20 protein-coding genes are annotated in these 21,686 nt (G+C 67.8%); 4 read left to right on the top strand and 16 right to left on the bottom strand.

Annotated features, from left to right (window positions below):
• Positions 1-724 precede the first annotated feature (724 nt).
• Entirely contained in the window at positions 725-2,350 is a 1,626-nt protein-coding gene (locus tag PVZ77_RS20775; RefSeq protein WP_273809039.1) for an ArnT family glycosyltransferase, read from the top strand.
• A gap of 30 nt (positions 2,351-2,380) precedes the next feature.
• On the opposite strand, the gene PVZ77_RS20770 is transcribed toward PVZ77_RS20775, so the two are convergent.
• The 12 genes from PVZ77_RS20770 to rutA form a co-directional block, all read right to left on the bottom strand.
• The gene (locus PVZ77_RS20770; protein ID WP_273809038.1) at positions 2,381-3,085 is read right to left on the bottom strand and encodes a cysteine hydrolase family protein; all 705 of its coding nucleotides are present in this window, start codon (positions 3,083-3,085) and stop codon (positions 2,381-2,383) included.
• Positions 3,082-4,008 carry an ABC transporter permease gene (locus tag PVZ77_RS20765; protein WP_273809037.1) on the bottom strand — a complete coding sequence of 309 codons (927 nt, stop codon included), beginning with the start codon at positions 4,006-4,008 and terminating at the stop codon, positions 3,082-3,084. The genes PVZ77_RS20770 and PVZ77_RS20765 overlap by 4 nt, the downstream gene beginning before the upstream one ends.
• A complete protein-coding gene (locus PVZ77_RS20760; RefSeq protein ID WP_273809036.1) occupies positions 4,005-5,132 on the bottom strand; it encodes an ABC transporter permease in 1,128 nt (375 codons plus the stop codon). The genes PVZ77_RS20765 and PVZ77_RS20760 overlap by 4 nt, the downstream gene beginning before the upstream one ends.
• A complete protein-coding gene (locus PVZ77_RS20755; protein ID WP_273809035.1) occupies positions 5,125-6,639 on the bottom strand; it encodes an ABC transporter ATP-binding protein in 1,515 nt (504 codons plus the stop codon). Before PVZ77_RS20755 ends, PVZ77_RS20760 begins: the two co-directional genes overlap by 8 nt.
• Before the next feature lie 76 nt (positions 6,640-6,715).
• On the bottom strand, positions 6,716-7,807 hold the full coding sequence (locus tag PVZ77_RS20750) for a BMP family ABC transporter substrate-binding protein (protein WP_273809034.1): 1,092 nt from the start codon (positions 7,805-7,807) through the stop codon (positions 6,716-6,718).
• Positions 7,808-7,827: 20 nt separating this feature from the next.
• Positions 7,828-8,214: a VOC family protein gene (locus PVZ77_RS20745; protein ID WP_027600056.1), complete on the bottom strand. Its 387-nt coding sequence runs from the start codon at positions 8,212-8,214 to the stop codon at positions 7,828-7,830.
• The gene (locus PVZ77_RS20740) at positions 8,214-9,233 is read right to left on the bottom strand and encodes an isopenicillin N synthase family dioxygenase (protein WP_273809033.1); all 1,020 of its coding nucleotides are present in this window, start codon (positions 9,231-9,233) and stop codon (positions 8,214-8,216) included. Before PVZ77_RS20740 ends, PVZ77_RS20745 begins: the two co-directional genes overlap by 1 nt.
• A gap of 361 nt (positions 9,234-9,594) precedes the next feature.
• Complete coding sequence (locus PVZ77_RS20735; RefSeq protein WP_273809032.1) at positions 9,595-10,119, bottom strand: flavin reductase; 525 nt, start codon at positions 10,117-10,119, stop codon at positions 9,595-9,597.
• 4 nt (positions 10,120-10,123) lie between these two features.
• Positions 10,124-10,909 carry a pyrimidine utilization protein D gene (rutD, locus tag PVZ77_RS20730; RefSeq protein ID WP_273809031.1) on the bottom strand — a complete coding sequence of 262 codons (786 nt, stop codon included), beginning with the start codon at positions 10,907-10,909 and terminating at the stop codon, positions 10,124-10,126.
• Between the two features lie 100 nt (positions 10,910-11,009).
• On the bottom strand, positions 11,010-11,393 hold the full coding sequence (gene rutC, locus PVZ77_RS20725; protein ID WP_027600052.1) for a pyrimidine utilization protein C: 384 nt from the start codon (positions 11,391-11,393) through the stop codon (positions 11,010-11,012).
• 6 nt (positions 11,394-11,399) lie between these two features.
• Positions 11,400-12,128, bottom strand: a complete 729-nt coding sequence (rutB, locus tag PVZ77_RS20720; RefSeq protein ID WP_273809030.1) for a pyrimidine utilization protein B — start codon at positions 12,126-12,128, stop codon at positions 11,400-11,402.
• Positions 12,128-13,216 (bottom strand): pyrimidine utilization protein A, encoded by a 1,089-nt coding sequence (gene rutA, locus PVZ77_RS20715; protein WP_027600944.1) that lies wholly within the window; start codon positions 13,214-13,216, stop codon positions 12,128-12,130. Before rutA ends, rutB begins: the two co-directional genes overlap by 1 nt.
• Positions 13,217-13,582: 366 nt before the next feature.
• Here rutA and rutR point away from each other — a divergent pair, with 366 nt between their 5' ends.
• Positions 13,583-14,263, top strand: coding sequence for an HTH-type transcriptional regulator RutR (gene rutR, locus PVZ77_RS20710; RefSeq protein ID WP_273809029.1), 681 nt, complete (start codon positions 13,583-13,585; stop codon positions 14,261-14,263).
• A gap of 8 nt (positions 14,264-14,271) precedes the next feature.
• Here the strand turns inward: rutR and PVZ77_RS20705 are convergent, their stop codons facing one another.
• On the bottom strand, positions 14,272-15,177 hold the full coding sequence (locus tag PVZ77_RS20705; protein ID WP_273809028.1) for an alpha/beta fold hydrolase: 906 nt from the start codon (positions 15,175-15,177) through the stop codon (positions 14,272-14,274).
• Between the two features lie 127 nt (positions 15,178-15,304).
• Between PVZ77_RS20705 and PVZ77_RS20700 the strand changes: the two genes are divergently transcribed.
• Positions 15,305-15,739 (top strand): GNAT family N-acetyltransferase, encoded by a 435-nt coding sequence (locus PVZ77_RS20700; RefSeq protein ID WP_273809027.1) that lies wholly within the window; start codon positions 15,305-15,307, stop codon positions 15,737-15,739.
• A 13-nt stretch (positions 15,740-15,752) separates the two neighbouring features.
• Here the strand turns inward: PVZ77_RS20700 and eutC are convergent, their stop codons facing one another.
• The 3 genes from eutC to eat all read right to left on the bottom strand — a co-directional run bounded on the left by eutC (position 15,753) and on the right by eat (position 19,608).
• Positions 15,753-16,568 (bottom strand): ethanolamine ammonia-lyase subunit EutC, encoded by an 816-nt coding sequence (gene eutC, locus PVZ77_RS20695; RefSeq protein WP_273809026.1) that lies wholly within the window; start codon positions 16,566-16,568, stop codon positions 15,753-15,755.
• 117 nt (positions 16,569-16,685) lie between these two features.
• Entirely contained in the window at positions 16,686-18,077 is a 1,392-nt protein-coding gene (locus tag PVZ77_RS20690; protein WP_273809025.1) for an ethanolamine ammonia-lyase subunit EutB, read from the bottom strand.
• A 166-nt stretch (positions 18,078-18,243) separates the two neighbouring features.
• Positions 18,244-19,608: an ethanolamine permease gene (gene eat, locus PVZ77_RS20685; RefSeq protein ID WP_273809024.1), complete on the bottom strand. Its 1,365-nt coding sequence runs from the start codon at positions 19,606-19,608 to the stop codon at positions 18,244-18,246.
• A gap of 339 nt (positions 19,609-19,947) precedes the next feature.
• On the opposite strand from eat, the gene qhpR reads away from it, so the two are divergent.
• Positions 19,948-20,991, top strand: coding sequence for an AraC-like transcriptional regulator QhpR (qhpR, locus tag PVZ77_RS20680; RefSeq protein WP_273809023.1), 1,044 nt, complete (start codon positions 19,948-19,950; stop codon positions 20,989-20,991).
• Positions 20,992-21,686: the final 695 nt, after the last annotated feature.

Below are 21,686 nucleotides of genomic sequence, written 5' to 3'. Positions count from 1 at the left end.
CGGGGCGATTCGCCAGCCTGAACGTATTGGTTGAAGAACCGTAAGCGGTCGTAGCGTGGACAACGGCGCAGCCTTGTCCACTGATGGCTTTAGGTGCCCAAGAGTGGAAAACGCTTCGCGGTTTTCCACGCTACGCCCCTGGTATTTCTTGTTTCGCCCACCCGGGCGACTCACTTTTGCCAGTCGCGGCAAAAGTAAGCAAAAACGCTTGCCCCGACCATCCGGCCCTCCGCTTCGCTCCGGGTCCGCTCACACCAGTGCCGTTTCGGGGTCGGTCCAGATGGGCCGTCCATGGCCCACTGGACCTCTCGCCGCATCCATGCGGCTCGACCCACTCCACGACGCTGGCGTTCGCCCTCCTGAACGGGGCGATTCGCCAGCCTGAACGTATTGGTTGAAGAACCGTAAGCGGTCGTAGCGTGGACAACGGCGCAGCCTTGTCCACTGATGGCTTAGGTGCCCAAGAGTGGAAAACGCTACGCGGTTTTATACGCTACGCCTTGACTCTACTGGAATCGCGGCCATGGGCCGCTCCTACAGGCACAATCCAAGCCTGGAGGAGCGGCCCATGGCCGCGATTGGCCCCATGGCAATCATCCCCCGCCACCCTCTTAAGCCCCCTCTAAGCCAACTCCCGTATACCGGCGGGATTCCGCCAAGAGTCCCTGCCGTGCTCCCCTCTTCTTCCCCTGCCTCCCCAAGAGCCGCACAGCTGGAGCGGGCCTTGCTGCTCGGCTGCCTGGCCGCCTACCTGCTCGCCGGTCTATTCGGCCGTGGTCTGTGGAAGGCCGACGAACCCTATTCCTTCGGCATGGTGTGGAATTTCCTCACCACCCCGGACTGGCTGATTCCCCGGGTCGGGACCGCGCCATTCATGGAAAAGCCGCCGCTGATGTACTGGACCGGCGCCCTGGCCGCGCGGCTGTCCACGCCCTTGTTGAGTGCGCCCGACGGCGCGCGGCTGGCGGTGCTGGGCTGGATGCTGGTGACCCTGGCCGCTCTCGCCTGGCTGACCCAGCGGTTGCTGCCCGGCCGCCGGCGCGAAGCCGTGCTCGCCCTGCTGGGCATGCTCGGGGTAGTGCAGCACAGTCATCTGCTGATCGCCGACGTGCCCCAGCTGGCTGGCGCCACCCTGGGTCTCGCCGGGCTGGCCGCGCACCTGCACGACAACCGCCATCCCTGGCGCCAGGGCCTGCTGTTCGGCAGCGGCCTGGGTATCGCCTTCATGAGCAAGGGCCTGCTGGTGCCCGGGGTACTGGGCATCACCGGACTGCTCTGCGCGCTCTGCTGGCCGCGGCGACTGGTCGAGCCGGAAGGGCGTCACTGGCTGCTCGCCGCCAGTCTGGCCGCCCTGCCCTGGTTGCTGCTCTGGCCAGCGCTGCTCTGGCACCAGGCGCCGGAGCTGTTCCATAGCTGGCTGTGGACCAACAACATCGGCCGCTTCTTCGGCCTGGAGGCGCGCAACAGCGATACCGACGGTCTGGCTTCCAGCCTGGAGGACCTGCTGGCGCTGTCCTTTCCCACCGGGCTGATCCTGCTCGGCGCCACGCTCTGGCAGCTGTATCGCCGTGGCGGCAGCCCGCTGAAGCGCCTGGGCCGGCATCCGGGACTGGCCACGGTGGTGCTCTATGCGATCGTCTGCCTGGCGGTGCTGCTCAAGTCGGCGGTGTTTCGCAGCCTCTATCTGCTGCCACTGTTTCCGGCCCTGGCGCTGCTGGCGGCAAGGTTGCAGCCACCGCCGGCCATCGCTCGCCTCGGCCGTGATGCCAGCCTGGCATTCTGGACGCCGCTCATCGTCCTGCTGGCCCTGGGCGGTATCGGCCTGGCCCTGGGCTGGGCCCTGCCCTGGCCGCACCTGATCCGCGAGCACTTGCCGATCGCGGAACACCTGGCGCTGAGCCCCTTGGCCTGGGCGGTCGCGCTGCTGGCCCTGGTCGGCTGGGGCGTCACCCTGACGCTGCGTGCACAGCTGGCAGCCGCCAGCGTCTGGTTCGTCGGCCTGACGGTCAGCTGGACCCTGGCCAACAGTCTCTGGCTACCCTGGGTCGACCTGGGCAACAGCTATGCGCGACCCTTCACCGCGCTGCAGCGGGTGCTGCCACGGACGGATTGCGTGGCCAGCTACGGCCTGGGCGAATCGGAGCGCTCCATGCTGCACGTCTACGGGGGCTATCCCCCACAGGAGCTAAGCGGTCTGCACCAGGTGCCCTGCCGGGTGCTGGTGGTGCAGGACGAGTGGCACGAACCCGTGGCGATACCGCCAGGCTGGCAGCTGCTCTGGCAGGGCGCGCGCCCCGGCAATCTCAAGGAGCGCTTCCGCGCCTTCACAATGTTGCCGAGGGTGCCCTGAGGCGTTGGGCTTCGCTTCGCTCAACCCAACCTACGGCTGCTCCGATAGGCCACCGCCATCGCTCCAGGCCGCAAGCAGATCCTGGGATTCCATCACCAGCCCCAGGTGCAGGGAGACCATGCTCAGCGCCGCCCGCTCCAGGCCTTCATCGGTTCCCCGCACCAGGTCGCGCAGGACGATGACCCGGTAGGTGCGGTTGCTGGCGTCGAAGGCGGTGTTGAGCACGCAACAGTCGGTGAAGCCGCCATCCAGCACCACGGTGGTGGTGCGCTGGTTGCGCAGCAGGAAGTCCAGGTCGGTGGGATAGAAGGCCGACAGCCGCCGCTTGTTTTCCACCCGCAGATCCTCGGGCAGGACCTCGGTGAGCAGCTCGGTCCAGGGCGAGCCCTCCAGGGCATGGGCGTCGGCATTGGGAATCGGCCCGACGTGCAGCGGAAAGGTTCGTCGCCAGGCCGCAGGAATACCGCCCAGGTCATCGGCACCATTGGCGCGCAGCACCGACTTCACATGGACGATGCGCACGCCCAGGGCGCGGGCCTGGCGGTGGAAGGCATCTACCGGCGCCACCAGGTCACGGGCGCGGGGCGCAGGGCACGGGCACTCCGGCGAGGCGTCCAGGTGGCCGCGGTGCAGGTCGATGGACAGCACCGCCGTGGTGCTCGGGTCCAGGTAATCGGCGAAGTCCGCCCGCGCCAGTAGCCGGGGTTCCTCATAGACGAAAGCACGCAGGTTCATCGACGTTCCTCCCGAACATAGGCTTCGCCCAGGGCGCCGGGCTGGCTCAGGCGGTCACGCCCGGCCAGGGCGACCCAGATCATCACGCCCAGGGTGACGGCATAGGGCGCCATCAGGATGAAGTATTGCGACAGCCGCACCCCGGCGGCGGCCAACTGGGGAATCAGCGCCTCTATGCAGCCGAACAGCAGCGCCCCGGCCAGGGCGCGCCAGGGCGACCAGCGGGCGAAGATCACCAGGGCCACGGCGATCCAGCCACGGCCGCCGGTCATCTCGGCGATCCACAGCTTGGTGCTGAGCACGGCGATGTAGCCCCCGGCCAGCCCCACCAGGGCCGCGCCGGCGAGGATCGCCAGCAACCGGTAGCCGGCCACCGAGAGCCCCGCCGCATCGGCCGCCTGGGGATTCTCGCCCACCGCCCGCAGGCGCAGGCCGGGGGTGGTGCGTTCGAGCCAGGCGATCACCGCGAAGAAGATCAGCGGGGTCAGATAGACCAGCAGGTTCTGCTGGAACAGCCGCCCCACCAGCGGCAGCTCCGACAGCGGCCAGAGCGCCAGCGCCGGCAGGCCGGCCACCGGCTGGTTGGTCCAGCCCCAGAGGGTGCCGAGCAGGCCGGTGAGGCCCTGGCAGAAAAACACCAGGGTCAGGCCGGCGATCACCTGGTTGATGCGCAACCAGATCACCATGACCGCGAACAGCAGCGACACCAGCGCCGCCGCGCCCATGGCCGCCAGCAGCGCCAGGCCGGCATTGCCCAAGGCCAGTTGCGCGCCGACGCCGAACAGGGCGCCGACCAGCATCAGGCCCTCAGCATGCAGGGCCAGCACCCCGGATCGCTCGGTGAGGATCAGCCCCAGCGCCGCCAGGGCGTAGGGTATGGCGAAATCGGGGACGTTACCCAGCCAGCTGGCGAGCAGATTCAAGCGGCACCTCCCTGGCTGCGTCTGAGCCGATGGCGGATGAAGAAATCCGAGGACGCCACGCAGATGACGATCAGCGCCTGGATCAGCTGCACCATGGCGAAGGGGATCTGGTAGAACACCTGCAGATTGCGCCCGGCGACGAACAGGGTCGCCACCAGGAAAGCCACCACGGCGGCGGCCAGCGGGTTGTTGCGCGCCAGGAAGGCGATGAGGATCCCGGAGAAGCCGTAGCCCTGGTAGAAGGACTGGGTCAGCCGCCCTTCCTGCCCGGCCGCCACCACGAAACCGGCCAGCCCGGCCAGGGCGCCGGAAGCCAGCACCGTGGCGAGAATGGTGGCCCGCACCGGCACACCCACGGCGCCGGCCACCCGTGGATTGGCGTCGACGAATCTCAGGTAGAGCCCGGCGCGACTCACCGCCACGAACCACCAGGCCAGCACCGCCACCAGCAGCGCCAGGGGCACCGCCAGGCTCAGCCCGGGCAGCAACTCCGGCAGCCGCTCGAAGGGGCGGAACAGCGGCGAATAGGGAAAGGCGTCGCGCGGGTCCTTCCAGGGGCCGAACACCAGGTGCAGCAGGAAGTTGGCGGCGATGTAGTTGAGCATCAGCGAGGCGATGATCTCGTTCACCCCCAGGCGCAGCTTGAGCAGCAGGGGCGCCAGCGCCCAGAGCAAGCCGCCGAGCAATGCCGCCACCAGCATCAGCGGCAGGCGCAGGGCTTCCGGACCGATCTCGAACAGCGACACCGCCGTAGCGCCGATGGCCCCCCAGATCATCTGGCCTTCCAGCCCCAGATTCCAGAAGCGCGCGCGAAAGGCCAGGCAGCCGGCCAGGCCCACCAGGATCACCGGCGCGGCCTGGAACAGGGTGGCCTGCAGACTCTGGGCATCGAACAGGGTGGCGATCACGAATTCGTTGAGCAACTCGCCGGCCGGCACCCCGGCCAGCACCAGGATCGCGGCCGACAGCCCCAGGCCCAGCAGCAGCGCCAAGCCGAGGATCAGCGCCTGCCAAGGCCAGGCCAGCTGCTGGCGGATCTCCAGGGTGTAGCGCCGGCTGAACAGCGGTTGCCGTGGTCGCGGACCATCGACCTGGGAAAGCGGAGCACTCAGGGGTTCAAGCATGATTCACCATGGCATGGCCGATCGCCTGGCGATCGGCAGGTCGCTGGAATTCGGCGACGAGGCGCCCGGCGCTCATCACCCCAATGCGATCGGCGAGGGCCAGCACCTCGTCCAGGTCTTCGCTGATCAGCAACACCGCGGCGCCGGCCTCGCGGGCGGCCAGCAGCCGTGCCTGCACCTCGGCGCCGGCGCGCACGTCGAGGCCACGACTGGGGCTGTGCGCCAGCACCAGGCGCGGCTCCCGCCCGAATTCCCGGGCGATCACCAGCTTCTGGGCATTGCCGCCGGAGAGCAGCGCCGCCTTCTGCCGCACCGAGCGCACGCCCTGGACATCGAATTGCGCGACCGCCGCCTGGGTCGCCGCTTCCTGGGCGCGGCGATCCAGGCGGGCGAAGCCACCGAAGCGACCGGCATGCACCGCGCCGATGGCGAAGTTGTCGGCCACCGACAGCCCTCCGGCCAGGGCGCTGCCATAGCGGTCGGCGGGAATGGCGGCGATGCGCAGGTCGCGGCGTCGGGCGCTGGCGGCCGCGGCCAGATCGCCGAAGCCCTCCAGCCGCACCTCGCCTTCGTAGGGCTGCGGCAGGCCCATCAAGACGTCAGCCAGTTCGCCCTGGCCGTTGCCGCCAACCCCGGCGATGCCATAGATCTCGCCAGCGCGCAGCTCCAGGTCGATGCCATCCAGGGCGCGGCGCCCGCCATGTTCCGGGGTGCGCAGGCCGCGCACCGTCAGCAGCGGTGCCCCGACGGCACCTCGCGGGGCGTCGGCGAACGGCTGGGCGTCACCCACGGTGAGGCGTACCAGTTCGTCCACCGACACCTCGGCGGGGTCCAGGCTGCGCAGGGTGCGTCCGCCGCGCATCACCGTGAGGCGGTCGGCATAGGTCAGGGCGTCCTGCATGCGATGGGTCACCAGCACCACCGCTGCGCCCTCCGCCGCCAGGGCGCGCAGGGTCTGCAACAGACGCTCGCCTTCGCCATCGGTAAGCACCGCGGTGGGTTCGTCGAGGATGAGGATGCGCGCCCCGGCCAGCAGCACCTTGAGGATTTCCACCCGCTGCTGTTCGGCAATGGACAGCTCCGCCACGCGCTGCTCCGGGCGGACGGCGAAGCCCAGGGCGGCCGCCTGCTGGCGGATGCGCTCGCTGATCTCGGCCAGGCGCCGGCGATGGCTACCCTGCCCCGCCGGCAGGCCGAGCAACACGTTCTCCGCCACGCTGAAGGGTCGCACCAACTTGAAGTGCTGGTGGACCATGCCGATGCGCAGTCGGGCGGCGTCCGCCGGACCGCGCAGCCGCACCGGGTTGTCGTCCACCAAGAGCTCGCCGGTCTCCGGCGCATAGAGGCCGGCGGCGATGTTCATCAGCGTCGACTTGCCCGCGCCGTTCTCGCCGAGCAGCGCGTGCACCTCGCCCCAGCGCACCAGGAAATCCGCCTGCTGCAGCGCCTGGAAGCCATCGAAGGTCTTGCCGACGCCACGCAGTTGCAGGGCGTTGTGTCTTTTCATGCGGGTCGGCCTTTGTCCAAGGATCGCCTCCGTGGAAAACGCTGCGCGGTTTTCCATCCTATCCAGCGGTGAACCGCTACTTCTGCGTCGTCACGCCCTGGACGAACCAGTCCATTTGCCACAGCTCCGGGTCGGAGAGCACCTGGCCGGCGGCGACCCGCTCCTTGCCGTCGCGATCGCTCAGGGGACCGGCGTAGATCTGCTTGCCCTTGAGCAGCGCCTCGCGCTCGGCGAGGATCTTCTCCTGGGCCGCCTTGGGCACGGCGTCGCCGAAGCCGGCGATGTCGGTGCCGCCGTCGGCCATGGACACCAGGGCACCGTTGGGGGCGGGTTTCCAGTGGCCGGCGATGACGCGCTTGAGTTCCGGCACCAGGAAGCGATCCCAGACCCACACCGAGGAACAGAGGGTGGCCTTGGGCGCGAACTGGCGCATGTCGCGGTGGTGGCCGGTGCCATAAACGCCGCGCTCCTGGGCGACGATCTGCGGCGTGGGGGTGTCCACGTGCTGGCCGATGACATCGGCGCCCTGGTCGATCAGCGCGGCGGCGGCGGCGCGCTCCTTGACCGGATCGTTCCAGCTGCCGGTGTAGATCACCGTGAGGGTGGCGTTGGGATTCATCTGCCGGGCGCCCAGCTCATAGGCGTTGATGGTCCAGTTCACCACGCCAAAGGGATTGGCGGCGACGAAGCCCAGCTTGCCGGTCTTGGAGGCCGCGCCCGCGGCCATGCCACAGAGGTACTGGCTTTCGTAGGTACGGCCGTAGAAGGACTCCAGGTTGCGCCCGTTGGTGGTGCCCGAGGCGTTGAGGAAGGCCACCTCCGGATACTGCTCGGCCAGTTGCTTGAAGGTGTCGGAATAGCCGAAGGCGGTACCGATGACGATGTTGGCGCCGCGCTTGATGAAGCGCTCGGCGGCCGGGCGGATGGCCGAGGCGGTCTCCGGCACGTTTTCCACGAACTGGATCTTCAGGCCCAGTTCCTTCTCGATCTTCACCCGCGCCTCGTCCATGGCCTGGGTCCAGCCGCCGTCGTTCTTGGCGGTGAAGTACAGCATGGCGATCTTCGGCTCGCCCTTGAGGGTGAAGCCCTCGTCGTCCGCTCGCGCGACGGCGCTCAGCCCTGCCAGTGCCAGCACGCACGCCACTCTTCCCAGCCATCTGCTCAGCATCGTCTCGTCCTTAGTCTTGTCTACAACATGTGGTTGATACGGAACACATTGCCTTCCGGGTCCAGCAGCACCGCCTGGTACCAGTGGTAGTAGGTTTCGTAGGGCGCCTTCAGCAGGCGGGCGCCAGCGGCCTCGGCCACCGGCACCAGCCGGTCCACCTCGGCGCGGCTGTCCACCTCCAGGTTGAGCAGGAAGCGGCAGCCTTCACTGCCGGCGAATTCGCCGAGCCCCAGCAGCTCATAGGCCTCCGGCGCGTTGAAGCCGATGGCGGTCTTGCCGGTGTCCAGGCCGCGAAAGATCGGCGAGCGGATCGCCTCGATCTCCGGGAAGCCGAACACCCGCTGGTAGAAGCCGCTCAGGGCCACCACGTCCTGGGCGAAGACGTTGACGTAGGAAAGACTCGGCATCAGGCCACCCGCACGCCGGACTGGGTCCCGCCGAAGGTGGTCTGCTTGACGAACTTGGATCTCAGGTGGTCGCCCGAGGTGATGGGCGCATGGCGCGGCGGCGTGCCGGGCGTGGCGCAACCGGGCAGGCATTCGATGAGGGTGTCGTAGTTGGGCTGGTGGAAGAACACCAGGGACTGGCGGCGGGTGTCGCGACCGGCATCCGCCGGTGGATTCACCACCCGGTGCAGGGTCGAGACCCAGTGATCGTTGGTCCACTGCATCATCAGGTCGCCGATGTTGACCACGAAGCCGCCCGGCACCTTGGGCACGTCCACCCACTCCCCGTCGGCGTTGCGTACCTGCAGGCCGCCGGGGGCGTCGTCGGGACGGACGATGGTCAGGCTGCCGTAATCGGTATGGGCACCGGCGCGCAACTGGCCGGGCAGCGCCGCTTCCTTCTGGTGGGGATAGCAGAGGGTGCGGAACATGCTGATGTGGCGATCGATGCGGCTGTCGAAGTAGGTCTCCGGCAAGTCCAGCCCCAGGGCGAAGAGCCGCATCAGGGTGCGCGCCAGGTCGCTCATGGCGGCGAAATACTCGGCATAGGCCTCACGAAAGCCGGGAATGGCCACGGGCCAGACATTGGGCGCGAAGTGCGGTCCGGCTTCGGGACCGCGGTAGTAGGCCGTCTCCGGGACATCCAGCGGTCCGATGGAAAAGGATTCCTTGAGATCCCCCGGCGCCGCCTCCTCCAGGCTGTAGGAAAGGCTTTCCTCGGCCACCGCGCTGTAGCCGCGCACCTGATCCGGACGCGGCCGATCGGCCTTGCGCTTCTCCGCCAGCGGCAGCTCGAAGAAGGCTCGCGAGAGGCGCGAGACGCGCTCGACCAGTGCCTCGGGCACCTGATGGTGGGTGATGACCAGAAAGCCGATGTCGCGGCAGGCCTGGTCGACGGCCTTGGCCACCGCCTGCTTGCCGGCGGTCGAGCCCTCGAAATAGGGGCCCAGATCGATGATGGGAACACTGGACAGCGGCATGACGGACCTCACGGATTGGACGAAAGGAGACAGCGCGACGCACGTTCACCGGGCAGGACGGCAACAGGGAAATTGCAACCGTTGTGCCATCTTTGGACCATTTGGTAAAAACTTGAAAATCCAATCAAAACAACACGTTGAGGGAAACAACCGGGATTTCATGACGGCGCGCCGCACCTTGAGCGGTCAGCGTGCACCGGGGTGGCGCCTGGGGTGTGTTCGATGTCTTCACGTGGTAACCAGAGAAGCTTTGGGGCGATGGTCAGCCAGTCTGTGTTGGGCTTCGCTATGCTCAACCCAACCTACCGGTCCGCGTAGGTTGGGTTGAGACAGCTCCACCGTCGAAGCCCAACAGGCTTAACTAGGCCAGCTCGTGATAACGCCGGTCGAAGTACAGCAATCCGCCTTCGCCACCCGGCTCAGCCACTCCCAGCACCTCGCAGAGCAGCAGGTCGTGGCTGCCCACCGACTGCACCCCGGCGATGCGGCAGTCGCAGGCCACCAGAGCGCCGTCCAGCACCGGCGCCCCCGTGGCGAGGCGGGTCCAGCGCGCCGCGGCGAAGCGTTCGGCCATGGCGGTCTTGCCGCCGAAGAGGTTGGCCAGCGCCTGCTGGCCGGCGGCCAGGACGTTGACGCAGAGCACGCCGTTGGCACTGAAGGCGGTGTGCACCGAGGCGCTGCGGTTGAGGCAGACCAGCAGGGTCGGCGGGGTATCGCTGACGCTGCACACGGCGGTGGCGGTAAAGCCGGCCAGTCCGGCCGGACCATCGGTGGTGATGAGATTGACCGCGGCGCCCAGGCGCGCCATGGCCCCGCGGAAGAGGTCGCGTTCGACCGGGGCGGCGGGGCTAGCGGCGGACAGGGGCAAGGCATGGGCAACGGACATGGCGCTACACCTCCAGGGCTTGGCTGAGATAGTCGAGCACCACCCGGTCGAAGGTGGCGGGGTCGGTGACGCTGGAGGCGTGGCCGCCCCACTCCAGCAACTGGAAGGTGGCCCGGGGCAGACCCGCGGCCAGCCGCTGGGACGCGGTCCAGGGCACCAGCACGTCGTCGCGATTGGCCAGCACCAGGGTCGGCACCTCGATCCGCGCCAGCTCGGCGTCCAGATCGAAGGCCAGCAGCGCGCCGATGCGCCGTAGCACATTGGCTTCGCCAGGGAAGTGCGCCAGGGCATGGGCTTCGTCGGCGGCCAGGCGCTTGCCGTGTTCGGCGATCCAGGTGGCCGGATAGAGAAAGATCGCCTGGGCCTGGACATATGCCGCGGCGCCGCTGTCGCGCAGCAGGTGCTGACGCAGGGCGAAGCAGCGCGCGGTATGCGGATTGGGTCGGCTCCAGGCATTGACCAGCACCTGGCGGCGGATCAGGCCCGGACGCAGCAGGCTGGCCTGCAGGCCCACCAGACCGCCCAGGGCATGGCCCATGAACAGGCAGTTGTCGAGTTCCAGGCGATCGGCCAGGGCCAGCAGGTCCTCGGCCATCTGCTGGATGCGGTAGTCCGCCGGCAGCTCGGCCGGACTCCTACCGGTGCCGGCCTGGTCGTAGACCACCACCCGGAAGCGTTCACCGAGGGCCGCCAGCTGCGGCGCCCAGAAGGCCCCGGCGCCGCCCAGCCCGGAGCTGAGCAGCAGGGTCTCGGCCGCCGGATCCTGGCGGCCATGGAGTTCGAAGTGCATGGGCGGTCCTTGAAGGTTGGGTGGTTGAGGCGACCCTCACCCCAGCCCTCTCCTAGGGGGAGAGGGCGATACGGAGCAGGCGCGGGGTCAGGCGCGCGGCCTAGCCGACATGGGCGATGCTGGCGATCTCGATCAGCGCGTCGGGCTTCACCAGGCCGCACTGGATGCAGTAGCGCGCCGGCTTTTCGCCGGGAAAGAATTCGGCGTATACCGCGTTGATGGCGGCGTAGTTCGCCCAATCGGTGAGCATGATCATGTTGAAGGTGACGTCGGCCATGGTGCCGCCAGCCGCCTCCACAACGCCCTGGATGGTGGTGAGCACGTGGCGGGCCTGGGCGGCGGCGTCGCCGACGTGGACCACGTTGTTCTGGGCATCGAACGGCAGGGTGCCGGAGACATAGAGCACGCCATCGGCCAGGCTGCCGGGCACGAAGGGGGCGATGGGGGTACCGGTACCGGCGGGAATCACGGCTTGCTTGGGCATGATGGCTCAGTCCTTGGCGAAGGTGGTGTGGAAGTCGGCGCAGCTGGCGACCCAGCCGAAGAAGGTCTCGATGTTGAACAGCGCGGCCTCGTGGGCCGCACGGGGCCCAGCCTGATGGCAGGCGTCGTGCAGGCAGACGCCGAAGTATTCGAGGAAGAAGCCGTCCCTCAGGGTCGACTCCACGCAGACGTTGGTGGCGACCCCGACGAACACCAGGTTGCGGATGCCGCGGGCGCGCAGCAGGCTGTCCAGGTGAGTGTTGTAGAAGCCGCTGTAGCGGGTCTTGGGCACCACCAGGTCCGCGGCCGCCGGTTGCAGCCGGTCAACCAGGGCGTAGTCCCAGCCACCCTTGGCCAGCAGCTGCCCCTGCAATTCGGGTCGCTTGCGCATGGTCTTGAGGGCATTGGACTTGTGCCAGTTGGGCGAACCCGGGCCGCCCGCCTCGCGATACTCCGGGTCCCAGCCATTCTGGAACCAGACCACCTGGATACCCGCGCCGCGAGCGGTCTCCACCACCGCGGCGACGTTCTCGATCACCGGGCCGGTGGCCGAGACATCGAAACCGGCCAGATCCAGGTAGCCACCCGGGCTGGCATAGGCGTTCTGCATGTCCACCACGATCAGGGCGGTCTCGCTGGCCTTGAGCCGCAGCGGTTCGGGACGCGCCGGCAGGGTCAGGGCTTCGGTATCGCCGACAGGCAGGGCATAGCCCGCCAGGGTTTCCACAGCGTTCATCAGGCACTCTCCTTGAGCAGGTCGACGTGACGGCGGCTCTGCATCAGCGGCTGGATGCGCTCGCCGAAGTCGGTCACGCCCTGGACGAAGTCGTCGAAGGTCAGCAGCACCCCGCTGGCCCCGGGCACCTCGGCGATCTCGTCGAGCATCCGCGCCACGCTGGCGAAGGAGCCCACCAGGGTGCCCATGTTGATGTTCACCGCCGAGGTCGGATCGGCCATCTGCCGCACGTTGGTGTCGCTGCCGGATTTGGTGTCGGCGGCGGCCTGGGCGCCGAGCCAGGCGATGGCCTCCTCGTCGGCACCGGCCTTGTAGTGCTCCCACTTGGCGCGGGCGGCCTCGTCGGTCTCGGCGGCGATGATCATGAACAGGGCGATGGAGGAGACCTCGCGCCCGGTCTTGGCGGTGGCCGCCTGCAGCCGCTCCACCGCCGGGGCGAAGGCCTTGGGCGTGTTGACGCCCTTGCCGAAGACGAAGCTGTAGTCGGCGTGTTCGGCGGCGAAGGCCAGGCCGGCGTCGCTCGCCCCGGCGCAGACGATCTCCATGGGCGCCTGGGGCTGCGGACTCACCCGGCAGTCCTCCATGCGGAAGTGCGCGCCCTGGAAGTCCGACTGGCCGGTGCCCCAGAGGTCGCGTAGCACCTGGGCGTATTCACCAAGGTATTGATAGCGGCTGGCAAAGAACTCATCCCCCGGCCAGAGCCCCATCTGGCTGTATTCGGGTTTCTGCCAGCCGGTGACCAGATTGACGCCGAAGCGGCCGCCGGAAATGCAGTCGATGGTGGCGGCCATGCGCGCGACGATGGCCGGCGGCAGGGTCAGGGTCGCGGCGGTGGCGAACAGCTTGATGCGCGAGGTCACCGCCGCCAGCCCGGCCATGAGGGTGAAGGACTCCAGGTTGTGGTCCCAGAATTCGGTCTTACCGCCGAAGCCGCGCAGCTTGATCATCGACAGGGCGAAGTCGAAGCCGTAGTGCTCGGCGCGCTGCACGATCTCGCGATTCAGCTCGAAGGTGGGCCGGTACTGGGGGGCATTTTCCGACAGCAGCCAGCCGTTGTTGCCGATGGGAATGAAGACACCGATGTTCATCGCTCGCACTCTCCCGCAGTCAGGAATCGAGGCGCATCGAGATGCGCCGTGGCTGCAAGATCAGAGCAGAAAGCTTGCCAAGTCTTGAAATTTCAAGCCAATCAAACACTTGACGGAAATCTCGAAATATCTTCAGACCATTTGGTCCAGATCAGAGCACTCAGTTTGTGCAAGGCGCCCGAATCCGGGGCATGCAGGATGTCGGGCCATGCTAGAGTTTGGAGACCGGCGCGCTACCCTCTGGCATCCGCCGACGATTCGTCACCAGGAAGGTGCGAATCTTAACGACCGCGCCTGAAGCCGGCCCTCCCGCTCGTCCAGCGGTCGGTCCGCGTCAGATGCCCATGAAGGCCCAAGGAGCAGTTCGTGAGTCAGGCCAGTGATTCTTCGCCACGCAAGCCGCGTCAACCCAGCGCTGCCGCCCAGCAACGCCGGCAGCGTCAGATAGAAGCCAAGCGCGCCCAGATCCTCAGCGCCGCGCTCGATATCTTTTCCCGCTTCGGCCTGCACGGCGCCAGCCTGGATCAGGTGGCCCTGCAGGCAGACGTCTCCAAGACCAACCTGCTCTACTATTTCAGCAGCAAGGAAGAGCTCTATGTCGCCGTGCTGCGCCAGTTGCTGGCGACCTGGCTGAGTCCCCTGCGCACCTTCAGCGAAGACCAGGATCCCCTCGACGCCCTGCGCGGCTATCTGCGCCATAAGCTGGAGATGTCCCGCGACCATCCCGCCGAGTCCCGGCTGTTCTGCCTGGAGATGGTCCAGGGCGCGCCGCTGCTGCTGCCGGAATTGCAGGGCAGCCTGCACGACCTGATAGACGAGAAGGCCCGGGTGATCCGTACCTGGATCAATGCCGGCCGGCTGGCAGCGGTGGATCCGTACCAGCTGATGTTCAGCCTCTGGGCCACCACCCAGCACTATGCGGACTTCAGGGTCCAGGTACAGGCACTCTGCGGCCGTACCCTGCAGGACCCAGCCTTCTTCGACGAGGTTCTGAGCGGCCTGGAAACCCTGCTCATCGACGGGCTGCGACCGCGCCTCGGCAGCTGAAGCCCGGCTCAGGGCGCCAGGAAGAAGTCGGCGAACAGCTCGCTCAGTCTCGGCCAGAGCGGCGCCGGCAGGTCGTGGGCCATGTCGGGTATCAGCTCGAAGCGGGCACCAGGAATGGCCCGGGCCACGGCGCGGCCACAGGCCGGACGCAACAGCGGATCCCGCGCCCCATGGACCACCAGGGTCGGCGCCTGGATGCGCCGGGCGAAGGGCCGCAGATCGCCGCTGCCGAGTAGGGCGAACAGCTGCCGCTGCACGCCATCCACATCCACACCGCGCGCCAGGATCCGTTGCACCAGCCGTTCGAGATCGACCTCGCTCTGGCGATAGCGCGGGCTCTCGATACCGCGCAGCAGGGCCTTCTGCCGGGCGAGCGCCGCTTCCGCCGGCAGATCGGCCGGCGGCCGCAGCAGCAGGCTGCCAAGCAGCTTGAACGAGGGCGGCGGCAACAGCGGCTGATTGGTCGACGAGAACAGGATGCCCAGCCGCGCGACCCGCTGAGGCCAGTCGGCGGCGAGGATCTGCGCGATCATGCCGCCCATGGAGCCCCCCAGCACTGAGGCGCGCGCAAGGCCCAGATGATCGAGCAACCCGACCGCATCGGCGGCCATGGCTTCCAGGCGATAGGGCACCGCACTGGGCTTGCCCAGTTGCGCCCGCCCCAGCACCGGCCACAGCGAAGGCGGCTGCCCACCCGGCCAGCTCAGCCGCGAGGACTGGCCGACGTCGCGATTGTCGAAACGGATCACCCGCAGGCCCCGGTGTACCAGGGCCTCGCAGAAGCCTTCCGGCCAGAGCAGCAACTGGGCACCAAAGCCCATGATCAGCAGCAGCGCCGGATCGGCGGGATCGCCCCAGTCCTCATAGGCCAGTTCGAGGGCACCAACCCGGGCGCGACCTTCACGTATGTCCATGGCTCCCCCGCGAAATGGGTAAAGGGTCATGCTACCCCAAGGCCGGCGCGGCGAAAGCGGCAGAACCCGGCGGTCACGCAGCGGTGCTGCGCTATGCTCGGACGACCTTCTCCCGGAGTCCTTCGCCATGTCTGCAGCGCCACTGATTTACGACCTGACCGACGAAGCGCGCGAAGACCTGCGCCAGGCCATCGCCGCGCCGCTGAGACGTTACAACGACAGCCAGGCTGGCCCGAGCGGCTACCGGGCCCTGGTCATCAGCCTGACCCGTGGCGGCGAATCCCTCGGCGGACTCTGGGGCTACACCAGCTATGGCTGGCTCTATGTGCAGTTGCTGGCAGTGGAGGAAGCCGCTCGCGGCCAGGGCGCCGGCCGCGAGTTGCTGCGCCGCGCCGAGGCCGAAGCCCTGGCCCGCGGCTGCCACGGCGCCTGGCTCGACACCCACGAATTCCAGGCCCGCGGCTTCTACGAGCGCCTGGGCTACGAGGTGTTCGGCGAACTGGCGGACTATCCGCCGGGCTTTGCGCGGTATTTCCTGCGCAAGGCGCTCACGGTAGGCTAACGGCCAGTCCCGCTCATTGCGCGGTAAGGAAGTTGCCGATCCGGGCGTTCTCCTCGTCACCCTCCAGCAGCGGCACCTCGGCTTCGTCCTTGAGTTGCACGCCGGACAGTTTGCGGCGGTCCGCCTCGCGCATCAGGTAGAGCAGCTTGTGCGCCGCCAGGCCATAGGCGAGGCCTTCCAGGCGCACATTGGAGATGCAATTGCGATAGGCGTCGTTGAGGCCCGGCCGTGGGCCGTAGGTGAAGTAGAGGCCAAGGCTGTCGGGCGAGCTGAGACCGGGGCGCTCGCCGATCAGCATCACCAGCAGGCGCGCCTTGAGCAGCCCGCCGATTTCATCACCCACGGCCACCCGCCCCTGCTCCACCAGGGTCACCGGTGCCCAGCGCCAGCCCTCGGCCCCGGCCTGATCGGCCAGGCGCTCCAGGAACGGCAGCGCATGGCGATGCACCGCCAGGGCCGAGAGGCCATCGGCGATGACCACGGCGACGTCGAAGCCCTCGGGATGCGCGGCGGCATAGGCCTGGAGTTCGTGGGCGGACTCCGCGGACAGCTTGCGCCCCAGATCCGGCCGCTGCAGATAGGTGTGGCGATCCGGCGCGGCGCTCTTGAGTACCAGGGTCTCGCGGTTCTGGGCGGCCAGGCCCTCACGCAGCGCCTGATGATCGAAGGCCAGGTGCACCGCATCGCGGGCCTGGGCGTGGGCGGCCTGGAAGTCCAGCTGGGCCGACGTCGGCAGACTGGTGCCGGCACGGCCCAGGGCGATGCGCGCCGGGGTGAGCCGACGCAATTCGGCCCAGGGGTCGGGACGGGCGGTGTCGTTGGGGTTCATGAGCGACTCCTGAACGATTCGGTATCTAAGCTATCGCGGCCATGGCGGTCCGCCGATGCGGCCGCTCCTACGGGTACAGAGGGAGTTTGTAGGAGCGGGCCATGGCCGCGATCCTCCCTACAACTGCGCCAGCGCCCGCCGGAACGGTGCCGGCAAGCCCTCGCCAAGGCGGAAGCGCCCGTCTTCCAGGCGCAGGATGCCCAGGCGGTCGAGCCAGGCGGTGAATTCCGGCGCCGGTTGCAGGCCCAGCACCTGGCGGGCGTAGAGGGCATCGTGGAAGGAGGTGGTCTGGTAGTTGAGCATGACGTCGTCCGACCCCGGGATGCCCATGATGAAGTTGATACCCGCCGCACCCAGCAGGGTCAGCAGCATGTCCATGTCATCTTGGTCGGCTTCGGCATGGTTGGTGTAGCAGATGTCGCAGCCCATGGGCACGCCGAGCAGCTTGCCGCAGAAGTGATCCTCCAGCCCGGCGCGGATGATCTGCTTGCCGTTGTAGAGATACTCCGGGCCGATGAAGCCGACCACGGTGTTCACCAGCAGCGGCTTGAATTGACGGGCCACGGCGTAGGCGCGCACCTCGCAGGTCTGCTGGTCGACGCCATGGTGGGCCCCGGCGGAAAGAGCGCTGCCCTGCCCGGTCTCGAAGTACATGAGGTTGTCGCCCAGGGTGCCGCGGCGTTGCGACAGCCCCGCCTCGTAGCCTTCCTGCAACAGCGCCAGGCTGATGCCGAAGCTTTCGTTGGCGCCCTGGGTCCCGGCGATGGACTGGAACACCAGGTCCACCGGCGCGCCGCGCTCGATGGCGGCGATGCTGGTGGTGACGTGGGTCAGCACGCAGGCCTGGGTCGGGATCTCGTAGCGCTGGATCACGGCATCGAGCATCTTCAGCAGTTCGCAGATACCGCCCGTGCTGTCGGTGGCCGGGTTGATGCCGATCACCGCATCGCCGTTGCCATAGAGCAGGCCGTCGAGAACGCTGGCGGCGATGCCGGCCGGATCGTCGGTGGGGTGATTGGGCTGCAGCCGGGTCGACAGCCGTCCACGCAGGCCGATGGTGTTGCGAAAGCGGGTCACCACCCGCACCTTCTGCGCCACCAGGATCAGGTCCTGGATGCGCATGATCTTTGACACCGCGGCGACCATCTCCGGGGTCAGCCCCGGCGCCAGGGCGGCGAGACTGGTCTCGTCGGCCGCCGCACCCAGCAGCCAGTCGCGAAAGCCGCCCACGGTGAGGTGGGCGACCGGGGCGAAAGCCTGGGCATCGTGGCTGTCCAGGATCAGCCGGGTGACCTCGTCGGCCTCGTAGGGGATCACCGCCTCGCTGAGAAAGTGCTTGAGCGGCACCTCGGCCAGCGCCATCTGCGCCGCCACCCGCTCCACGTCGCTGCCGGCGGCGACCCCGGCCAGGACATCCCCGGAACGCGCCGGGGTGGCCTTGGCCAGCAATTCCTTGAGATCGGCGAAACGCCAGGTCTGGCCGCCCACGCTGTGCTGGAAACCGCTCATGCCACCTCCTCGGGTTGCGCTGCGCAGAGCCTGTTCAAAGGCTCGCGAGCTAGAGACAAACAAGGCGAAAATGGCTGAGGAAGCGGAGTTTACGAGTGGTAAATGAGCATTCCGAAACCATTTTCAACGCCGTTTGGCCGACGCGCAGCAGACTTTGAACAGGCTCTCAGGCCTCGCCGAAGGCAGCGTCGGGTGCAATGTCGCCCTGTCTACGGCTGAGACCGCAGACCAGCGCGCCTATCACCATCAGCACCACGAAGACGCTGGCGATCACCGGGTTGTACCAGACCATGGCGATCAGGCAGACCACCGCCAGCACCAGGGCGATGGCCGGCACCACCGGATAGCCGGGGGCGCGGAAGGTACGCTCCAGGTTCGGCTCGCTGCGACGCAGCTTGAACAGACTGAGCATGCTCATGATGTACATGACGATGGCGCCGAACACGCTCATGGTGATCATGGCGGCGGTCAGGGTCAGGCCCTGCAGGCTGATCACGCCGTCGCTGAAGATGGCGGCGATGCCCACCACGCCACCCGCGAGCACCGCCCGGTGCGGGGTCTGGAAGCGCGACAGCTTGGCCAGGCCGCGGGGCAGGAAGCCGGCGCGAGCCAGGGCGAAGAATTGCCGGGAATAGCCGAGGATGATGCCGTGGAAGCTGGCCACCAGGCCGAATAGGCCGATGCCCACCAGCAGGTGGAGCCACATCGAACCCTCGCCCACCACGCCCTTCATGGCCTGCGGCAGCGGGTCGTTGATGTTGGACAGGGCGCGCCAGTCGCCCACCCCGCCGGCAAAGATCATCACGCCGATGGCCAGGGTCACCAGGGTGAGGATGCCGGCGATGTAGGCCTTGGGAATGGTCCGCTTGGGGTCCTTGGCTTCCTCGGCGGCCATGGCCGCGCCCTCGATGGCGAGAAAGAACCAGATGGCGAAGGGAATGGCGGCGAACATGCCACCCACCGCGGCCAGGGAGAACTGGTCCTGGCCAGCCCAGCCACCGCTGGTGAAGTTGGCCACACTGAAGCCCGGCGCCACCACCCCCATGAAGATCAAGAGCTCGATCACCGCCAGCACCGTGACCACTAGCTCGAAGGTGGCGGCGATGCTCACCCCGAGGATGTTCAGCGTCATGAAGATGAAATAGGCCGCCACCGCGCAAAGCTTGGGATCAAGGGTGGGAAACTGCACGTTGAGGTAGGCGCCGATGGCCATGGCGATGGCCGGCGGCGCGAAGACGAATTCGATCAGGGTGGCGATGCCGGCGATGGTGCCCCCGGTGGGACCGAAGGCGCGCCGGCTGTAGGCGAAGGGCCCGCCGGCGTGGGGAATGGCGGTGGTCAGTTCGGTGAAGCTGAAGATGAAGCAGGTGTACATCACCGCCACCACCAGCGCGGTGATCAGAAAGCCCTGGGTCCCGGCGACGCCCCAGCCGTAGCTCCAGCCGAAGTATTCCCCGGAGATCACCAGGCCCACGGCGATGCCCCAGAGGTGCAGGGTGCCGAGGGTCGGCTTGAGTTTCTCGTTGGTCATGACAGGCCACTCCCCTTGTAGCGACGTGATCCGAATGGGTCACCGCGATCCCGCGATGCCCGGCTTTTTCGAGCTTAAACAGCTCGGGGCTGCGCCGACTTGACCGCTCGGCACGGTCGCCGTGACCTGGGGTCAAGTCGGCGTTACCCCTCTTCCCAGGGTGCTACCCGAGACCGCACCACCCTGGTGCGATGCCCGACCACTCGCCCCGCGATGAAGCACACCAGGGCGCTCAATAGCGTGAAGCCCTCGGCGTTCCAGCCCCACCGGAGGACCGCTTTCCATCCCGGGGCACAGCCTTTGCTTCATTCATGCCGATCCCCTCCCTGGACCCGCACCATGCCCCTGGCCGCCTCCGGCTTAGCCGCCCTGACCTCACCGTCGCGCAACCTCGGCGTGCTCTCCGCCGCCGCCAGCGGCCTGGACACCGTCATCACCAGCCACGGCGGCGACGTCGATCGCATCTTCGGCACCGCCGGCATCGATCCCGAACAGCTGCAGCATCCCACCCTGAGCCTCGGCCTGGGCAACTACTGCCGGGTCCTGGAAGAGGCCGCCGCCCAATCCGGCTGCGACAATTTCGGCCTGCACTACGGCGGGCAATTCAAGCCGCAGAGGCTCGGCCTGCTGGGCTACGTGGGACTCTGCTCGCCCACTGCCGAGGCAGCGCTGCAGAACTTCGCCGCCGCCTTTCCCTTCCACCAGCACAGCACCCTGATCCAGCTGGTGGACGCCGGCGACTGCTGGCGCTTCGACTACCAGGTACGCCACGGCGCCATCGTCGCCCGCCGCCAGGACGCCGAGCTGACCCTGGGCATGCTGCTCAACCTGCTGCGCCATGTGCTCGGGCCCACCTGGGCGCCGCGCGCGGTGCAATTCGAACACCCGCGCCCCGAGGGCTGGCACGAGCACCGCCGGCTGTTCGACGCCCCGGTCAGCTTTGGACAGCCCTGCAACGCCATGCTGGTGCCCAAGGCCGACCTGCGTGGCCGCGCCATGCCCGAGCACGATCCGCTGCTCCTGCTGGTGGTGCAGGACGCCATCCGCCAACTCGGTCAGCGCCTGCCACAGATGGAGCTGCTCGAAGAAGTCCGCGCCTCGGTGCGCCTGGCCCTGCCCCTGGGCGAGCCCAGCCTGGAGTCCATCGCCCAGCGCCTGGACCTTTCCACCAGCCAGCTGCAACGGCGTCTGCGCGACCAGGGCGCGAGCTTCTCGGCGCTGGTCGAGGGCGTTCGCCGCGACCTGGCGCAGCACTACCTGCGGCAGCGGCTACCGGTCACCGACCTGGCGCCGCTGCTGGGCTATTCGGAGACGAGCGCCTTTTCGCGGGCGTTTCGGCGGTGGTTTCAGGTGAGTCCGCGGCAGTGGCGGGGGATTTCCTAGGGAAGGGTCGGCGCGCCGAAGGCCGGCTGACGTAGGTTGGCGCTGAGCGCAGCGAAGCCCAAAGCACCTGTGCTCATCGGTACCCAGCCGATTACTGAAGTCTGCTGAGGCTTTTTGTTTCGCCCACCCGGGCGAGTCACTTTTGCCAATCGCGGCTGCGCGCCCCGGACTACGCGTCCCGGACAAAAGTAACCAAAAACGCTTGCCCCACCATCCGGCCCTACGCTGCGCTTCGGGTGATTCGCTGCGCTCACCCTTCGGGCCAGCCTGCGGCTGTTACTTCGCTGCGCTACGTTGCGCTCACGCCAGCGCCGTTCGGGTTGAATAGCCGTAGCGTGGACAACGGCGAAGCCTTGTCCACTGATAGTGTCGGTACCCTCCAGTGGAAAACGCTGCGCGGTTTTCCACGCTACGAATCGCTTTGGCTCTACCTGTAAATACCGCAGCCCCAGGCTGGCGCCCCGTCCCCGTCAGTGAGGCCGAGTGTAGGTGTTGCGGAGGGGGATGCGAGGCAGGACGCCGAGCAAGGCGCGAGGGGCAGGAAGCCCCTTCGTGCCGTGCCCCCGGAGCGGCGCCGGAGCGAGGGGACCCGGAGCGCAGCGGAGGGCCGAAACGTGGGGTGTGCTTTCTTTTGCTTACTTTTCTTTGCACAAGCAAAGAAAAGTAAGTCGCCGGCCAGGCGAAACAGGAACCAC

Source organism: Pseudomonas sp. SHLD1, from assembly GCF_028640935.1.
GTDB lineage: Bacteria > Pseudomonadota > Gammaproteobacteria > Pseudomonadales > Pseudomonadaceae > Chryseomonas > Chryseomonas aestiva.
The sequence above is the reverse complement of the archived record's forward strand: the minus strand, read 5'-3'. Positions and strand labels throughout refer to the sequence as shown.

What these genes read in the sequence shown, in the direction of transcription:
- PVZ77_RS20770 (WP_273809038.1), bottom strand. Translation starts at nt 3,085, where the DNA reads ATGAACCTGCGTGCTTTCGTCTATGAGGAACCCCGGCTACTGGCGCGG.
- PVZ77_RS20760 (WP_273809036.1), bottom strand. Translation starts at nt 5,132, where the DNA reads ATGCTTGAACCCCTGAGTGCTCCGCTTTCCCAGGTCGATGGTCCGCGA.
- PVZ77_RS20755 (WP_273809035.1), bottom strand. Translation starts at nt 6,639, where the DNA reads ATGAAAAGACACAACGCCCTGCAACTGCGTGGCGTCGGCAAGACCTTC.
- PVZ77_RS20750 (WP_273809034.1), bottom strand. Translation starts at nt 7,807, where the DNA reads ATGCTGAGCAGATGGCTGGGAAGAGTGGCGTGCGTGCTGGCACTGGCA.
- PVZ77_RS20745 (WP_027600056.1), bottom strand. Translation starts at nt 8,214, where the DNA reads ATGCCGAGTCTTTCCTACGTCAACGTCTTCGCCCAGGACGTGGTGGCC.
- PVZ77_RS20740 (WP_273809033.1), bottom strand. Translation starts at nt 9,233, where the DNA reads ATGCCGCTGTCCAGTGTTCCCATCATCGATCTGGGCCCCTATTTCGAG.
- PVZ77_RS20735 (WP_273809032.1), bottom strand. Translation starts at nt 10,119, where the DNA reads ATGTCCGTTGCCCATGCCTTGCCCCTGTCCGCCGCTAGCCCCGCCGCC.
- rutD (WP_273809031.1), bottom strand. Translation starts at nt 10,909, where the DNA reads ATGCACTTCGAACTCCATGGCCGCCAGGATCCGGCGGCCGAGACCCTG.
- rutC (WP_027600052.1), bottom strand. Translation starts at nt 11,393, where the DNA reads ATGCCCAAGCAAGCCGTGATTCCCGCCGGTACCGGTACCCCCATCGCC.
- rutB (WP_273809030.1), bottom strand. Translation starts at nt 12,128, where the DNA reads ATGAACGCTGTGGAAACCCTGGCGGGCTATGCCCTGCCTGTCGGCGAT.
- rutA (WP_027600944.1), bottom strand. Translation starts at nt 13,216, where the DNA reads ATGAACATCGGTGTCTTCATTCCCATCGGCAACAACGGCTGGCTGCTG.
- PVZ77_RS20705 (WP_273809028.1), bottom strand. Translation starts at nt 15,177, where the DNA reads ATGGACATACGTGAAGGTCGCGCCCGGGTTGGTGCCCTCGAACTGGCC.
- PVZ77_RS20700 (WP_273809027.1), top strand. Translation starts at nt 15,305, where the DNA reads ATGTCTGCAGCGCCACTGATTTACGACCTGACCGACGAAGCGCGCGAA.
- eutC (WP_273809026.1), bottom strand. Translation starts at nt 16,568, where the DNA reads ATGAACCCCAACGACACCGCCCGTCCCGACCCCTGGGCCGAATTGCGT.
- PVZ77_RS20690 (WP_273809025.1), bottom strand. Translation starts at nt 18,077, where the DNA reads ATGAGCGGTTTCCAGCACAGCGTGGGCGGCCAGACCTGGCGTTTCGCC.
- eat (WP_273809024.1), bottom strand. Translation starts at nt 19,608, where the DNA reads ATGACCAACGAGAAACTCAAGCCGACCCTCGGCACCCTGCACCTCTGG.
- qhpR (WP_273809023.1), top strand. Translation starts at nt 19,948, where the DNA reads ATGCCCCTGGCCGCCTCCGGCTTAGCCGCCCTGACCTCACCGTCGCGC.